The sequence below is a fragment of the Bacillus sp. ILBB4 genome (assembly GCF_035064545.1).
In the GTDB taxonomy this organism is placed as follows: Bacteria; Bacillota; Bacilli; order Bacillales; family Bacillaceae_H; genus Priestia.
In genome coordinates, this window is record NZ_JAIQVD010000004.1 from 110864 (window position 1) to 125853 (window position 14990).

Consider the following 14990-nt stretch of genomic DNA (forward strand, 5'->3'; position numbering starts at 1 on the left):
GCTAACCTCTTTTCTTTCATCTGTAATTCCACTATAGCTCATTTTTATTGCTTCAACAAAATTTTATCTCTTCTTCTTATCAATAAAATTTTTGCTTGTCACACAAACGAAAAAACACACCTGTTTTAGAGGTGTGTTTTTTGTATTAATGATGGTGATGCGCGTGGTGAAGGCTGCTAATCACAAATTCAGGCTCTGGAACGTGGAAATATTGAATCCATACGCCTTCTAAAAATTTCTCGCGTTTATCTAAAATGATATCGATATCTTTATCTGTTTTTACGATTTCATCATGTTCAGTCGGCGTATCAAATTTCCAATCATAATGCGCGTGATCACCGTGGTCGATAGTTACATATACACGAATCATTTTTCCTTGACCTTCTGGACTAGCCAACGCATTTTTTAACACTTTTGCTGCGTTTCGATTAATTTTTACTTCCATTTTGAAAACTCCATTCTGTAACTTAGTATGTAACGTATTTTCGCAAACTTAAACGAAAAAGAGAAATTTTTTGCCTGACGCTCCGTATAGAGTTGCTTCATTCCAACGTAATACGCTACACTACACCATAAATGAACGAAAAAGGAGCGTATGACGAATGAAGATCGTTATTTTAGGCGACACTCATATTCCAAAAAGAGCGAAACATTTTCCGGAAAGACTTCTAGCCGAACTGAAAACAGCTGATGCTATTATTCATACTGGAGACTTTCAAACGATAGATGTATACAATGACCTGCGTGTGTTTGCTCCTGTACACGGGGTAATTGGAAATGTAGACAGTGAAGAGCTTCAGCAAGTACTTCCATCTTCATTACTTCTTCCGTTTGACGACGTTACGATTGGTGTAACCCACGGTCATGGCAAAGGAAAAACGACTGAAAAACGTGCGCTTTTGGCATTTGAACATGAACAAGTTGACGCAATAATTTTCGGTCACTCCCACATTCCTGTTCATAAGCAAATTGGTGATATTACGTTGTTTAATCCAGGTTCCGCTACTGACAAGCGGCGTGAAAAGCAATTTTCGTTTGGACTGCTGTACATACAAAAAAACACGCTGCATTTTGAACATGTTTTTTATGATTCTAAGAACTAAAACAAGAGAGGGCTCTTGTTTTAGCATTTTTACGTTGTATGGTCTAAATGAGCAATATATTCATGAAGCTTATTTTCTTCGTAATCATTTAAGTCATGCATCGGAATAACCTGCTGAGTTTGAGGATCCGTTCCTCTTACTTCTGCAATTTTTACTCCTTCTTTATAGATATTAAAAATATCTTTTTCTTCCCCGCGCTGAACCTTTTCTGTTTCAAACATTGAAAAAGACTTGCTGTTTTTACTTTCTTCCATTAAAATCACCTACTTTTTTTATCGTACTCTTATCTTTTCACACCCATTGTTAATTATGTATACACTCGATGACTAAAGGAATATGAAGTCTTGCCGATAGAAAGAAAGTGCACGATCACTTTTAACTACGGAGAGAGAGGCTACATAGCATGGAGAGAGTAAGAAAAAAAAGGTCCCTTAATAACTTTAAGACAAAGCTGGTGCTAGCATTTGCAGCGATCTTATTAGTGCCATCTGTTACGATAGGTGTATCAGCTTACATAACGGCGAAACATGAAATTGAAAACCAAATTATTAACACAGCACAGCAAAATGTACAGTCCATTAATTCAGTGATTGACGATACCATTGGACCAAAAATTCATGATGTAGAGTTTTTTGCATCAGTGGTAAACAACGAGCGCTACAATGAAAAAGATATGGCTACTTTAAGGAAAGATTTTAACTTATATGCTTCGCTTCATCCAGAAGCCGTCAGCATTTTTACAGGAAATCAGCAGGGGAAGTTTATTCAATCGCCTAAAAAAGTGATACAAGCAGGCTATGATCCCAGAAAGCGAGATTGGTACAAGCTAGCCATGCAAAACAAAGGAAAAACAGTTGTCACTGAACCTTATCCATCAGCCTCTACAGGTCAGACCGTTATTACTGTAGCGAAAACAACGGCGGATGGCACAGGGGTTATTGCTTTAAATTTAGATATAAGCCGCATCAATAAAGCTGTCAGCAAAGTAAAAATCGGAGAAAAAGGATATCCATTTCTTTTGGATGGAGAAAGAAAATATATTGTTCACCCTACGGAAAAAGCAGGTACAAAAGCGACAGATTCTCTTTTTGACAAGCTTTATGCAAAGAGCTCCGGGTCTTTTGATTATACCTTTAACGGGGATGAAAAAAAGATGGTCTTTACTACAAATAAAACAACAAGCTGGAAAGTTGCAGGCACTATGTACTCATCAGAAGTTAGTGAAGCAGCACAGCCTATCTTTTACAAAACACTATTTATTATTGTAGCTTGTCTGATAATCGGGAGTCTTACCATTTTTGCGGTGTTGCAATCGATTATTAAACCGCTCAAACAGCTTAAGAATCAGGCTCTGAGCGTTAGTGAAGGAGATCTAACAACAGCGATTATCGTCAATTCAAAGGATGAAATCGGCGAGTTAGGGTATGCTTTTAGTCAGATGCAAAACAATCTTCGCACATTAATTCAAAATGTTGAAATGAGTGCAGAACAAGTGGCTGCTTCTTCAGAAGAGCTAACGGCCAGCTCACAGCAAACGAGCGCTGCGACTGAACAAGTATCGGTTGCGATACAAGAAGTGGTTTCTAGCGCGGAAAAACAAACGGCTGTTATTGACCAAAATGCAGCTTCTTTAGATGAGATTGTCCAAGGAGTTTCTACCATTGCCAAGCGTACAGAAATTGTTTCTCAGCTATCAAATCACACAACGTCTGAAGCTGTAGAAGGCGGAAAAGCCGTGAGAGAAACGGTCGAACAAATGGAATCCATTTCTCAATCCGTCGAGCTGTCTAATACAACGATTCGTACTTTGTTTCAACGTTCAAAAGAAGTTGGAACCATTTTAGAAGTAATCAGCGGCATTGCTGCTCAAACAAATTTACTAGCCTTAAATGCTGCAATCGAAGCGGCACGAGCTGGAGAACATGGAAAAGGGTTTTCCGTTGTAGCAGCGGAAGTGAGAAAGCTGGCAGAACAATCACAAGTGTCCGCGTCTCAAATTTCTGAGCTTATTCAAGCGATTCAACAAGATACTCAGGAATCTGTACATACAATGGAGCAAGTTACAAACAAAGTTGAAGAAGGACGAACAATATCACAAACGGCTATTCAAAAATTCGAACAAATTCTAAGCAGCATGAATGAAACGACTCCGCAAGTAGAAGAAGTTGCTGCGACTGCTCAGCAAATTTCAGCAGCGGTTGAAGAAGTGGCCCGTACAGCGGGTGAAATGGCGATCCTTGCTAAAGGAAATGCAGCTACATCTGAAGAAGTGGCTGCATCAACTGAAGAACAGCTGGCTTCAATGGAGGAAATTGCTGTTTCCGCACAATCTCTGTCTCAAATGGCAGAACAATTAACAGCGCTCATTAGCAAATTTAATTTGTAAACTTTCGTCAAATCGTCATAGACCTCTTTTATATTGGAAAAAGTAGAACATACACACATGAAAGAGGTGACAGTATCTAATGGAGCAAACAAAAATGACCTTTGAGCCAGCTTCAATTAACGATGATATGCATGCGAAGCTTAAACAGCTAGAAGAGCAGTTTCAACAAACGTTAGGAAAAAGAGTAGCTTTAGTTGCATACGAAGCTGAAAAATAAAGAAACAAAAAAAGAAAAGACCCAGTGTCTTTTCTTTTTTTTGTTTCAATAAGGTTAACATACATTAAATTACAAATTTTTTCATATACTTTCTCAAAATAAGTTGTAAATTAGTGTAAAATTACACTTTTATAGTGTTATTTCACTTTTTATATGGTATAATTTCACAGAAATAAAGAAAGGAGCTTACAGTTTAGAATGAAGAAAAACGTGTTGTTAGGAACTTTTTTATCTTTTTATCTAGTAGGTTCATATTCCTCCTATCATATTTATAAACAGCAGCAAAGCCACCCTGTAATGGGGGATGTTGCTCGGCTTCTTCCTACAAAAGTCAAAGAAATAAAGCATGGAACAACTGAAAAACAGCTGAAAGATTGGGTGAAAACCGCTTCACAGCATCATGAAAAAATAGCGATTGCAGGCATGCAGCACAGCCAAGGAGGGCAGACGTACTATCCGAATGCTATTTTACTTGATATGAAGCAGTACAATAAAATTATAGATTACAAGCCACGTCAAAAAGAAATTAGGGTTCAAAGCGGGACAACGTGGAATGATATTCAGCAATATATACATAAAGACGGTCTTGCTCTTCAAGTTATGCAATCACAAAATATTTTTACCGTTGGAGGTTCTATTAGCGTGAACGTACACGGCAGAGATATTCGATACGGTTCTTTAATGGATACGGTAAAATCTATGCGTCTCCTGCAGGCGGACGGATCTATTATCGAAATTAGCCGGACAAAACACCCTGAGCTGTTTTCTTTAGTAAACGGAGGATACGGGTTATTTGGAGTCATTTTAGATGTGACGCTTCGTTTGACAGACGATGAATGGTATGAAGATGAAGTTATTCGCTTAGATTATAGGCAGTATACAGCGTATTTTAAAAACTACGTACAGCATAATCCTGACGTTCGTATGCATATGGCGCGTATTTCTGTTTCTCCTAATCAATTACTAACAGATATGTACGTCACAAACTACCGTTTATCTTCTCAAAATACTTCTACTGCAAACGAACCGCTCAAAACAGAAAAAATAGTGGCACTTCCTAAATTTATGCTAGGGCTGTCTCGGTACAGTGACTGGGGAAAAGATATGCTGTGGGAAACACAAAAGGCTTATTTCTTAAGACAAAATGGACGGCTTGAAACAAGAAATAATGTTATGCGTTCTGAAAGTGATTTTATGGAATACGAAAGTGCTAGCCGAGCGGAAGTTTTACAGGAATACTTCGTTCCGGTTGATGAATTTGCTTCTTACATCGATGATTTACGCGAAGTGTTATCAACAGAGAAATTAAATTTATTGAACATTACCGTTCGCTATGTAGAGAAAGACAATAAAGCAGTCATGTCTTATGCAAAAGACGACATGTTTGCTCTCGTTTTACTTATTAACCAGAAAAAAGACCATCAAGGCATCTCTGATACACAAAGAGTTGTCAGAAAAATGGTAGATGTTACGCTTCAGCATCAAGGAAGCTATTATTTGCCTTACTACGGCTACCCAAGCAAGAAGCAGTTAGAAGAGGCTTACCCTCATACAACCGCCTTTTTTAATTTAAAAAGAAAATATGATCGGAACGAAACGTTCGTTAATTTATTTTATAAGGAGTATGGAAAATGGCATACAAACAACTCTTATATTCACAAAGCCTTATGATTACTGCAAGCAGTATTGTGTTTCCTTTTTATCTTTTATTGCTTCGGAATCTTGGAGATAGTTATTCGCAATTTGGCTTAGCTTACGGAATTTTCGCTTTAACCGCAGCTTTAAGTCATCCGTTGATCGGTTCATGGAGTGACAGAGTAGGAGAAAAGCGCTTGCTTCTTTTATATACGTTTGGGATGGCCGTTGTTATGCTTGTTATTCCTGTTTTAACAACGATCACGCAGGTGTATATCGTTCAGATTATAATGGGGCTACTTGGAGCTCTTCAGAAAACTTCAGAAAAAATAGCGTTATCTAGGCAGACAGATCGTGCTCATACAGGAAAACAAGTAGGACACTATCATTTATGGACCTCTATATGGGCAGCTTTAGCCGTGATTGCAACAGGGTATATCATTGATTTTCTGACAATCGGCAGCCTTTTTTACATCACTTCGTTTATGTACGTAGCAGCAGGGGTATTAATATGGCAAAAACCAAAAACAATTGAGCTTGAACGCCACCATTCGCTGTAAAAGTTTATATGGACAGGTCGCTTGAATTTTTTAGTTCGTATTATAAGATACTATAAAAAATTTATGTTCTCCCGATATAAGTACTGAAAGGAGAAACGTTTATGCAAGGTATAAGTATATCAGGGCAAGATGCATGGTCTTCTATTATAGTATCGTTCGCTATTTTCATCATTATATGGGGTCTGATTCCAGGCTTAACTATAAAGTATGTATGTAAAAGTCAAACACTAGGTATAGCAAGTTTTTTTGTTGGTATTGCCTATGGGGTTAAAGCGGGTCATTTCCTTATTTAAATACGGTTTGGCGTAAGTAAGCTTGGACCACTATTAGCTAAGTGGTAATCCCTTTTGTTTCCTGTTATTTTTTTAGAGCAATTCTCTATAATAACAGTTAAAGAGGTGAATCCGATGACAGATAACAATGTTGGGTTTGGAGTTAGCGGAGGCGAAGAGACTAGAAAAAAGTCTACTGTTTCTAGTGAAGCTCCTATATCTAATGATGTACAACAAAACCAAAAACAAGATAACTACGAAAAGCTTAGCCATCAACTAAATTCATTATCTGATGATGAATTTAGAGCAGATCGTGATGAAGATTAAGGGTTACCTATCAAAAAAGAATATTTAAATTAAATAAAGTATTATGAAAGTAAACTAATTGGATTCCATGACTTTAACATGATAGCATTAACTACTGGTACAAACATACCACTTGACTATTTTGACATGCTATTTTGTCAAAGTTCTTAGTTATTTCTTTGATAACTGAGAATCCATTTGTAACCTTTAAGTAGAGATATAAAGGTAATCCTTCACTTTAATAAGTGAAGGATTTTTTTATCATTTCGTAATGGTTTTGCGATTGTTTGGATTAACGGGGATAAAACAGATACATTGTATACAATGTAAACGTCGTCATGTATAATGTAACTTATTCTTAGTTGAAAACTTGAATGAGCAGGATAGACATACTCGAGATAAGCGGGGGCATACACCAGTGTCTAAGAAAATACATGATTTTAATGATATTATCCGAAAGCTGCGCAAAAAACTTTTTGGAAAAGGTCCAGAACGAATTCATACTGTATTTGTTCAAAATATGGCTATTTCAACTTTGTACGGCAACTTAACGCCAGCTGAACAATTTATCGCGAGAACAACCGAAGGTAAAGAGACGGTACATATGGCAAGAACAAAGCTTATTCAAAACCTGTACGCTTCATCTCCTCCAGAGGGGTTTGAAGACTTGTTAGGAGCTAAGCTGGAGTACTTATTTTCTGATATCAAAGTAGAAGAAGATATCGCTGTTTCTGTGTTTGTGTTTGAAACCAATATTCAGTAGAACAACGTAAAATACATAATTTAATTAAATGAAGGAGAAGTAGGATCTGCTTGTTTTTTATTTGATTTTATTATAGATAATGATGACTGATATACTGTAAAGAAAGTGCAGGATTATTAGGCAGCATTCAAAAACCTTGTGTAAAAGGTGTTTTTGAGTGCTGCCTTTTTTAGTTAAGGAGGAGTTTTATGGCATTTCACAAGCCGGATAAAATGTTAAACATCGCTTTAGAAGCAGGGATTTCAAAAACGAAGCTATCCCTTTCTTCCATTCTCATGCTTGGGTTTTTAGGAGGCGCGTTTATTGCGCTTGGCTTTTTACTAGATGTACGCGTAATTGGTAATTTACCAGCTGAATGGGGAAGTTTATCGAATCTTTTAGGAGGGGCCGTCTTTCCTGTAGGTCTTATGCTGGTTGTACTTGGGGGAGCGGAGCTTATTACAGGGAATATGATGTCTGTTTCCATTGCCTTGTATGCAAGAAAAATTTCACTTCGTCACTTGCTTCATAACTGGTTTTGGGTCACGCTTGCTAACTTTTTAGGTGCCGCATTTATTGCATATTTCTTTGGACATATTGTAGGTTTAACAGAAACAGGGCCTTTTTTAGATAAAACGGTAGCAATTGCTCAAGCTAAAATTGATGAAACGTTTTTTAAAACGCTTATTTCCGCTGTGGGCTGCAACTGGCTTGTATGTTTAGCTATTTGGCTTTCATACGGTGCTGAAGATGTTACGGGGAAAATTCTTGGTATTTGGTTTCCTATTATGGCATTTGTTGCGATTGGCTTTCAGCACGTTGTAGCCAATATGTTTATTATTCCCGCTGCTATTTTTGCAGGTCACTTTACTTGGTTTGATTTTATGACAAATATTGTCCCTACCTTTATTGGAAATATGATAGGCGGAGCTGTATTTGTAGGTCTTATTTATTTTTCTTCTTATCAACAAAAACAAAAAGAACAATTAAAAAAAGCTTCTTAAGCGGTTTTATCAGTTGTCATTAAAAAAAAGCAGTCTCTTAGTAAAGAGGCTGCTTTTTTGATAGTGAAAGGTAAAAAAATGTATTTTTAACAATTTATGTATGATAACATATAAATCAATTAAGGTTGGGTAAACGTTCAAATTCGTTTTTTTATTTTCATAATAATATTATGGTTGACTAGATGATAAGGAATACATGCATAAGGGAGAGAAAGAAAGATTGAATATTGGTATAGGGTTAATTCTACTATCTGTCGCACTACTATTTCTTATATCAGGAATGTTTTTACGCAAGAAGAGAAAAAAGGTATGTAGCAACAGTTTGTTAATCGCAGGAACATTGATTTTATCAGCAAGTCTATTACTACTTACTGGTTTATATGATCCATATGCAAATCATATTTAATAACTTACTAACGGAGAGTGAAGAAATTGAAGTTCATGTTTGCTGTTTTATTGATTATATTTGGCAGCATTTTAGTTGGGTTGACTAGTAACAGTCTAGGCGCGACAGGTAATAACATCATGCATTGAGCTGGAATTGGGTGCCTTATAGCAGCTATTTTTATAGCAAAAGGCAAAAAAGATACCAAAAGCCGTACAAGAAAGGAATGCGGTGTTTAATCACGCATTCTTTTTTGATGTAAGCAGCTCTAATTCTTTGTCGTCCACTTTTTCTTACGATTATTATAAAATAGAGAGTAACAGCTATACATACAGCAGTAAGGTGGTATTGAACAATGAAACAATCTAATAAAACAATCGGCATTGCAGCGCATGTGGATGCAGGGAAGACTACGTTTTCCGAGCAGCTTCTTTATCATACAAAAAGTATTAAACAGCGAGGAAGAGTTGACCACAAAGACTCCTTTCTTGATACCCATGCGATTGAAAAAGAACGAGGAATTACGGTATTTGCCGATCAAGGAACTTTTTCATATAACGGTTCTACTTACTATTTAATTGATACGCCGGGCCACGTCGATTTTTCACCTGAAATGGAACGTTCTATTCAAGTGATGGACTATGCCATTGTTATCTTAAGTGCAGTAGAAGGAGTCGAAGGCCATACAGAAACGGTTTGGCAGCTGCTTCAAAAACATCGTGTGCCCGTATTCTTTTTCATCAATAAAATCGATCGTGTAGGAGCAGATCCTGAACGTGTTATAAATGATATTAAACACAACTTAACCCCCGATGTTTTTGACATAACGTCAGAGCTTCTAGATGGCTCGTTAAGTGAGGAACTTATTGAATTTATAGCTGAAAAAGATGAAGAGCTTCTAGATTCATTTATGGAAGGTAAGAATGATCAAGCTTATTGGAGAGCGGCTATGCAAAAGCTTATTCAAGCCAATCAGCTTTTCCCGTGTGCGAGTGGTTCAGCTTTACAAGACATCGGTATTAAAGAATTTTTAGAGAAGGTTGATTTGTTAACAGAAACTCGCTACTCGAAGGAAGAAGCATTTTCAGGGCGTGTATATAAAATTCGGCACGATGAAAACGGCATGCGTATCACGTTTATCAAAGCTCTTAGCGGGACACTGCAGGTGCGTGATGAAGTGGCTTATGAAAAAAACGAAGAGCTATACGAAGAAAAAATTACTCAAATTCGCGCTTATAACGGAAGCACATTTAAAAACGTTAATGAAGGTTCAGCCGGCGCACTTTTTGCAGTTACAGGATTGTCTTCAGCATCGATTGGAGACGGTCTTGGAACGTTAAAAGAAAGCCGGTCCTACGAACTTTTGCCTACGTTAAAATCAAAAGTTGTTTTTGAGCCTTCTGTTCATCCAAAAGAAGGAATTAAACTTTTTCGATTATTAGATGTTGAAGACCCTTCTTTACATGTGACGTGGGAAGAAAAGACTCAAGAACTTCATATTCATGTGATGGGAGCAATTCAGCTTGAAGTTCTCGAAAAACTGATAAAAGAACGTTTTAATATAAACGTACAGTTTGAAGAACCAGAAATTTTGTACAAAGAATCCATTCAAAATACAGTGATGGGCTACGGGCATTTTGAACCGTTGAAACACTATGCAGAAGTTCATTTGAAAATAGAAGCAGCGGAACGAAACAGCGGAATTACTTTTGAAAATGCTTGTCACGCCGACGATTTGTCCTTTGGGTATCAAAATCTAGTCCGTCAGCATATATTTGAAAAGCCGCATCACGGTTTGCTGACAGGTTCGCCTATTACTGATATAAAAGTGACGTTGCGTACCGGACGAGCTCATAACAAGCATACAAGCGGAGGAGATTTTAGAGAAGCAACGTACCGAGCATTACGACAAGGGTTAGAAAAAGCCAAAAACATTGTGCTGGAACCGTATTATGACTTTAAAATTAAAGTAGATATTGATCAAATGGGAAGAGTATTAGCTGATGTTCAAAGCGCACACGGTCGCTTTGATTCTCCTGTAACAACCGAAAACAAAGCGATTATTACAGGAAAAGTTCCTGTTGCTACTTTTATGACCTACGGTTCGACGCTAGCATCTTTTACGCATGGAAAAGGAGCGATGTCTCTATTATTCGGAGGGTATGAACGCTGTCATAATGAAGAAGAAGTTATTGAACGAATCCGCTACAATAAAGAGGCGGATCCCGAATACAGTTCATCCTCCGTCTTTTGCGCCAAAGGACAGGGCTATACGGTTCCTTGGAAAGAAGCAGAGGAAAAAATGCACTGTTTATAAAAAGCACTGTAGCAATCGCTACAGTGCTTTTTTGTAATGGGCTTTCATTAGTTATTTTCTTCATATCTTTACAATAAAAACCACATTATAGTATAGTTTACTTATATTTCTAAAAAAGAGGTGATAGAAACGTGGATGCCACTGTTAAAACAACTAAAAGTGGGATAATAGGTGGGATTCTTGGAGGAATTTCACTTTTATATGTCATTATTAATACTTTATTGATCCTTAACTTTTTTACAGGACTTATTGCGGCTGAAAAGCTTCAAGGACTGCCTATTATCGCACCTATCTTTTTAGTTCCGCTCATGATTGTTCCTGCAATTATTGGTTTCTTTATAAAAAAAGACAAGCTCTGTCTATGGGGGATTATTTTAAATATCATCTTGTTTCTTGTACCAATTAGCTACCATGTCATCGGTACATTAGTATTTGGCCCTTAATTAAAAAACGAACAAACTTTATATTGAAGTTTGTTCGTTTTTTAATATCATATAACCACTATTGAGCCGGAGCAGTAGCTGTACTGCTGTTTTCGTCTTTCACCATCATCCTTACGCCTTGTACAACCGCAATTCCTTCCCACTTATCAAGATCAGGTTCGAGAAATTCTAAAGCAAACGTGTGGGGACGTAATGACAGAAAAGAAGAGAGTGTGCGGACTTGAATGATAGGAACGCCGGAACGCAAAACGTTGAATTTGCGATCTGTTATATTCCCCGTAATTTCATATGTATCGCCATCGTTTCTGATATAAAGATACTTCTTTTTTAAAAAAAGTGAATTTCCGTTGAATCATGCCAACTTCATTTCCTTGATGATCAGAAATAATCAGCTTTGGCTTGAGGGCAAACATTTTAGATTTACCTGTAAATATAATTTCTTTTTCCTTTAAAATCTCAAATTTATTAGCAATAGATAACTTATATGTGACATTTCCAACAACGTCTTGTGATTCATTATAAATAGGAGATTCACCTAATTCGAAAAACTTGTCTTGCAAGATAATCCCTTGTTTCTCCATCCGAAAACCTCATTTAGAATATATTACCATATTTTTTAACCTTTGAGTTGTGCCAAGCAGATTTTTATGAGTATCACTAAATAAAGGTCACCCTTATGTGCTGCGGATAATGAAAAGAATGAAAATAGGTTTCAAAGCTCATAATGTGTAAAGGAGACCTGCTTGTTATAGCACCAGGTGAACGTAAAGCAATTTGTTAGATATACATAAGGAGATGATACTTTATGCCTCAATGGCACCCACATCGTGAACAAAAAAATTTACCTGATGAATTTCCTGTTAATCCGCTTTTTTCTCGACAAGGAGAAGTGACGATTCCAAGACTGCGCATCGGTGATCAAGGTATGCTTCCGGAAACGGCTTATCAAATCATTCATGACGAAATTGCTTTAGACGGAAATGCCCGCTTGAATTTAGCTACGTTTGTTACTACGTGGATGGAGCCTGATGCAAAGCGTTTGTACGGAGAATCTTTTGATAAAAATATGATCGATAAAGATGAGTATCCGCAGACAGCGGCTATTGAAGAGAGATGTGTACGTATTTTAGCGGATTTGTGGAATTCACCTAATCCTGATACCACGATGGGCGTTTCTACTACAGGTTCATCTGAAGCATGTATGCTTGGTGGACTAGCGTTAAAAAGACGCTGGCAGAAACTGCGTAAAAGTAAAGGGCTATCAACGGACCGCCCCAATATTGTATTTAGTTCATCGGTTCAAGTGGTATGGGAGAAGTTCGCAAACTATTGGGACGTAGAGCCTCGTTATGTGAACATTAATCCAGATCATCCTTATTTAGATGCAGAAGGCGTGATTAATGCGGTTGACGAAAATACAATTGGCGTCGTACCGATTCTTGGAGTCACGTATACAGGGGTTTACGAACCAATTGCTGCTATCGCAAAAGCATTAGATGAGTTACAGGAAAAAACAGGGTTGGATATTCCTATCCATGTAGATGCTGCTTCTGGAGGTTTTATCGCTCCATTTCTTCAACCAGACCTTATCTGGGATTTCCGCTTGCCGCGAGTAAAGTCCATTAACGTGTCAGGACACAAGTATGGTTTAGTTTACCCTGGCTTGGGATGGGTAATTTGGAGAGAAAAAGAGGACTTGCCTGAAGATCTTATTTTCCGCGTTTCTTATTTAGGGGGCAACATGCCAACTTTTGCGCTCAACTTCTCTAGACCAGGAGCACAAGTCCTTTTGCAGTACTACAATTTCTTGCGTTTAGGTAAAGACGGCTATTATGCCGTGCAAAAAACCTCCCAAGAAAACGCGCTGTTTCTTAGCAAAGAAATTGGAGAAATGGACGCATTCGAAATTCTTGCTGATGGTTCAGATATCCCGGTTCTTGCTTGGAAACTGAAAGAAGACTATACACCAAACTGGACTCTTTATGATTTGTCTAGACAACTGCGTACGTACGGATGGCAAGTTCCTGCTTACCCACTCCCAGCAGACATGGAAGAAATAACAATCATGCGCATTGTTGTTAGAAATGGATTTTCAAGAGACCTTGCTCATTTATTTATGGTTAATTTCAAACAAGCCGTTGAATTTCTTAACTCGTTGGATAGACCTGTTCTTAAAGACACGAAATACGACAATGGATTTCATCATTAACATCTGTTACGAAAACATAAAGCCGTGTTCTGAAAAAAGTATATGGCTTTGTGTTTTTTTATGCATAAAAAGATATTTTTTTCAAAAAATTTCATAAACAACACAAGAAAATATTCTTATATTTTCTTAATTTTGGTATAATAACCCCTAAGGTTTTGTGGTTCTTTAGAATTATGTAAAACCTAAAAAAAGATAAAAAAAGGGGATAATAGTCTATGAAAATGTTGAAAGTTGCTTTTGGTATTCCATTATTAGCTATATTGCTAGCAGCCTGTAGCGATGAGTCCAGTGAAACGGTATCGCAAAAAGAAGAGCCTACAGAGAAATCAACAGCGGTTCATACTAAAGAAAATGGCAATAAAACGGCTGTAAAAGAATCATCGCCGAATACATTACAAACAAAAGCATCCACAATTAAAAAAGCTGTTAATTCTAAAGAAGCTGATCGTGATTACTTATTAAACGTAATGAATGGTTATCAGTACATCCAAGTAGGTGACAATCAATATATTTACTATGGCATTAATCAAGAGCAAAATGTTTTTTGTATGATGGAAGTTAATTTTGACGCGAGTGGTGATTATGTAGAAAACATCAATTTTGTTGATAATGCTTCAGAAGAACAAATTGCTTTGCTTCAAAATCAAATACAAGAACAACAAAAGCAATTATCTGACCTTGAACAGCAGCAAATGGAAAAGGAATTAGATGATTACTATGCGCAACTAGAAGAAGACCGACAAAAAGAAGAAGAGGCGCAGGCCAAAGCGGATGCAGAAGCTGAAGCTCAGGCAGAAGCAGATCGTAAAGCGGAGGAAGAACGTTTAGCAGAAGAAGAAAAGAAACAGCAGGAGGAAGAGGAAGCTCAGGCCAAAGCGGACGAGGAAGAAGCTCAGGCTGATTCAGAAGATGAGGCCCAAACGGAATCAGAACCAGAGCAAGAAGAAGATACAGAAGCAATTGAGGAAGAGGAAACAGCCGAACAAACAGTTTCCCACGAACAAGCTATCCAGCTGGTTCGTGATCAGCAAGGCATATCTGAAGATTCACCTCTCCTTGTAGCATATGATCACGTTGACGACTCAGGAAACTATATTATCCATGTTTATGAAAATGTTGTTGATAATGAAGAAACAGGAGAAGGGCATACAGCTACACAAGGGTGGTATCAAGTAAGTCCTAGTGATGGGTCAATTACTGATGTTACGTTAGACGGTTACCAATAAAATAAGCTGTTTATTAAACATAAAAAGAGCGATACAAAACCTCAAAAGTAGCTATTATATATACTTTTGGGATTTTAATTCCTGTTGACTATAAATTGTAATAAAATGGATTTTTCAAAAATTAAAACGTAGTAACTAACGTATAGAAAAGTTTTTTCTCTATCTTTCAAAAGAACAAAAAATGT

General features: G+C 37.3%; 17 protein-coding genes and 1 pseudogene. 14 read left to right on the forward strand and 4 right to left on the reverse strand.

The features are described 5' to 3' along the window. Window positions 1–145: 145 nt before the first annotated feature. Entirely contained in the window at window positions 146–445 is a 300-nt protein-coding gene (locus tag LAV82_RS17595; RefSeq protein ID WP_013057177.1) for a hypothetical protein, read from the reverse strand. A gap of 157 nt (window positions 446–602) precedes the next feature. Between LAV82_RS17595 and LAV82_RS17600 the strand changes: the two genes are divergently transcribed. Beyond that, the gene (locus LAV82_RS17600) at window positions 603–1103 is read left to right on the forward strand and encodes a metallophosphoesterase family protein (RefSeq protein WP_211079023.1); all 501 of its coding nucleotides are present in this window, start codon (window positions 603–605) and stop codon (window positions 1101–1103) included. A 29-nt stretch (window positions 1104–1132) separates the two neighbouring features. Here the strand turns inward: LAV82_RS17600 and LAV82_RS17605 are convergent, their stop codons facing one another. Beyond that, window positions 1133–1357, reverse strand: a complete 225-nt coding sequence (locus LAV82_RS17605) for a hypothetical protein (RefSeq protein WP_014459961.1) — start codon at window positions 1355–1357, stop codon at window positions 1133–1135. Between the two features lie 149 nt (window positions 1358–1506). On the opposite strand from LAV82_RS17605, the pseudogene LAV82_RS17610 reads away from it, so the two are divergent. From LAV82_RS17610 to LAV82_RS17660, 11 genes and pseudogenes are all read left to right on the forward strand, one after another. Then, window positions 1507–2550 (forward strand): annotated as a pseudogene (locus tag LAV82_RS17610) (HAMP domain-containing protein); the annotation flags it as partial. Window positions 2551–2580: 30 nt separating this feature from the next. Next, complete coding sequence (locus LAV82_RS17615; RefSeq protein ID WP_499716837.1) at window positions 2581–3489, forward strand: methyl-accepting chemotaxis protein; 909 nt, start codon at window positions 2581–2583, stop codon at window positions 3487–3489. Window positions 3490–3568: 79 nt separating this feature from the next. After that, the gene (locus LAV82_RS17620) at window positions 3569–3706 is read left to right on the forward strand and encodes a hypothetical protein (protein WP_014459963.1); all 138 of its coding nucleotides are present in this window, start codon (window positions 3569–3571) and stop codon (window positions 3704–3706) included. Window positions 3707–3904: 198 nt separating this feature from the next. Next, a complete protein-coding gene (locus LAV82_RS17625) occupies window positions 3905–5377 on the forward strand; it encodes an FAD-binding protein (protein WP_499716589.1) in 1473 nt (490 codons plus the stop codon). Next, on the forward strand, window positions 5338–5901 hold the full coding sequence (locus LAV82_RS17630) for an MFS transporter (RefSeq protein WP_499716590.1): 564 nt from the start codon (window positions 5338–5340) through the stop codon (window positions 5899–5901). The genes LAV82_RS17625 and LAV82_RS17630 overlap by 40 nt, the downstream gene beginning before the upstream one ends. 101 nt (window positions 5902–6002) lie before the next feature. Next, on the forward strand, window positions 6003–6194 hold the full coding sequence (locus LAV82_RS17635) for a hypothetical protein (protein WP_025751820.1): 192 nt from the start codon (window positions 6003–6005) through the stop codon (window positions 6192–6194). Window positions 6195–6308: 114 nt separating this feature from the next. Then, window positions 6309–6500, forward strand: a complete 192-nt coding sequence (locus LAV82_RS17640) for a hypothetical protein (RefSeq protein WP_028408436.1) — start codon at window positions 6309–6311, stop codon at window positions 6498–6500. 397 nt (window positions 6501–6897) lie between these two features. Beyond that, window positions 6898–7242 (forward strand): Na-translocating system protein MpsC family protein, encoded by a 345-nt coding sequence (locus tag LAV82_RS17645; RefSeq protein ID WP_499716591.1) that lies wholly within the window; start codon window positions 6898–6900, stop codon window positions 7240–7242. 188 nt (window positions 7243–7430) lie between these two features. Further along, the gene (locus LAV82_RS17650; protein WP_499716592.1) at window positions 7431–8225 is read left to right on the forward strand and encodes a formate/nitrite transporter family protein; all 795 of its coding nucleotides are present in this window, start codon (window positions 7431–7433) and stop codon (window positions 8223–8225) included. 740 nt (window positions 8226–8965) lie between these two features. Then, window positions 8966–10927: a GTP-binding protein gene (locus tag LAV82_RS17655; protein WP_499716593.1), complete on the forward strand. Its 1962-nt coding sequence runs from the start codon at window positions 8966–8968 to the stop codon at window positions 10925–10927. A 131-nt stretch (window positions 10928–11058) separates the two neighbouring features. Beyond that, complete coding sequence (locus tag LAV82_RS17660) at window positions 11059–11370, forward strand: YnaG family membrane protein (protein ID WP_499716594.1); 312 nt, start codon at window positions 11059–11061, stop codon at window positions 11368–11370. 58 nt (window positions 11371–11428) lie between these two features. On the opposite strand, the gene LAV82_RS17665 is transcribed toward LAV82_RS17660, so the two are convergent. Both LAV82_RS17665 and LAV82_RS17670 read right to left on the reverse strand, forming a co-directional pair. Next, entirely contained in the window at window positions 11429–11617 is a 189-nt protein-coding gene (locus LAV82_RS17665; RefSeq protein WP_244856854.1) for a hypothetical protein, read from the reverse strand. Between the two features lie 37 nt (window positions 11618–11654). Next, window positions 11655–11951, reverse strand: a complete 297-nt coding sequence (locus LAV82_RS17670) for an LURP-one-related/scramblase family protein (RefSeq protein ID WP_499716595.1) — start codon at window positions 11949–11951, stop codon at window positions 11655–11657. A 224-nt stretch (window positions 11952–12175) separates the two neighbouring features. Between LAV82_RS17670 and gad the strand changes: the two genes are divergently transcribed. Together gad and LAV82_RS17680 are read left to right on the forward strand one after the other, a co-directional pair. After that, on the forward strand, window positions 12176–13579 hold the full coding sequence (gene gad, locus LAV82_RS17675) for a glutamate decarboxylase (protein WP_013057164.1): 1404 nt from the start codon (window positions 12176–12178) through the stop codon (window positions 13577–13579). Window positions 13580–13794: 215 nt separating this feature from the next. Continuing rightward, complete coding sequence (locus LAV82_RS17680) at window positions 13795–14805, forward strand: hypothetical protein (RefSeq protein WP_211080215.1); 1011 nt, start codon at window positions 13795–13797, stop codon at window positions 14803–14805. The last annotated feature ends 185 nt before the right edge of the window (window positions 14806–14990 follow it).

Excerpts from the sequence above, each read along its gene's own strand:
- LAV82_RS17640 (WP_028408436.1), top strand. The coding sequence starts at position 6,309 with ATGACAGATAACAATGTTGGGTTTGGAGTTAGCGGAGGCGAAGAGACT.
- LAV82_RS17625 (WP_499716589.1), top strand. The coding sequence starts at position 3,905 with ATGAAGAAAAACGTGTTGTTAGGAACTTTTTTATCTTTTTATCTAGTA.
- LAV82_RS17670 (WP_499716595.1), bottom strand. The coding sequence starts at position 11,951 with ATGGAGAAACAAGGGATTATCTTGCAAGACAAGTTTTTCGAATTAGGT.
- LAV82_RS17630 (WP_499716590.1), top strand. The coding sequence starts at position 5,338 with ATGGCATACAAACAACTCTTATATTCACAAAGCCTTATGATTACTGCA.
- LAV82_RS17655 (WP_499716593.1), top strand. The coding sequence starts at position 8,966 with ATGAAACAATCTAATAAAACAATCGGCATTGCAGCGCATGTGGATGCA.
- LAV82_RS17600 (WP_211079023.1), top strand. The coding sequence starts at position 603 with ATGAAGATCGTTATTTTAGGCGACACTCATATTCCAAAAAGAGCGAAA.
- LAV82_RS17635 (WP_025751820.1), top strand. The coding sequence starts at position 6,003 with ATGCAAGGTATAAGTATATCAGGGCAAGATGCATGGTCTTCTATTATA.
- LAV82_RS17605 (WP_014459961.1), bottom strand. The coding sequence starts at position 1,357 with ATGGAAGAAAGTAAAAACAGCAAGTCTTTTTCAATGTTTGAAACAGAA.
- gad (WP_013057164.1), top strand. The coding sequence starts at position 12,176 with ATGCCTCAATGGCACCCACATCGTGAACAAAAAAATTTACCTGATGAA.
- LAV82_RS17680 (WP_211080215.1), top strand. The coding sequence starts at position 13,795 with ATGAAAATGTTGAAAGTTGCTTTTGGTATTCCATTATTAGCTATATTG.
- LAV82_RS17615 (WP_499716837.1), top strand. The coding sequence starts at position 2,581 with ATGAGTGCAGAACAAGTGGCTGCTTCTTCAGAAGAGCTAACGGCCAGC.
- LAV82_RS17620 (WP_014459963.1), top strand. The coding sequence starts at position 3,569 with ATGGAGCAAACAAAAATGACCTTTGAGCCAGCTTCAATTAACGATGAT.
- LAV82_RS17595 (WP_013057177.1), bottom strand. The coding sequence starts at position 445 with ATGGAAGTAAAAATTAATCGAAACGCAGCAAAAGTGTTAAAAAATGCG.
- LAV82_RS17650 (WP_499716592.1), top strand. The coding sequence starts at position 7,431 with ATGGCATTTCACAAGCCGGATAAAATGTTAAACATCGCTTTAGAAGCA.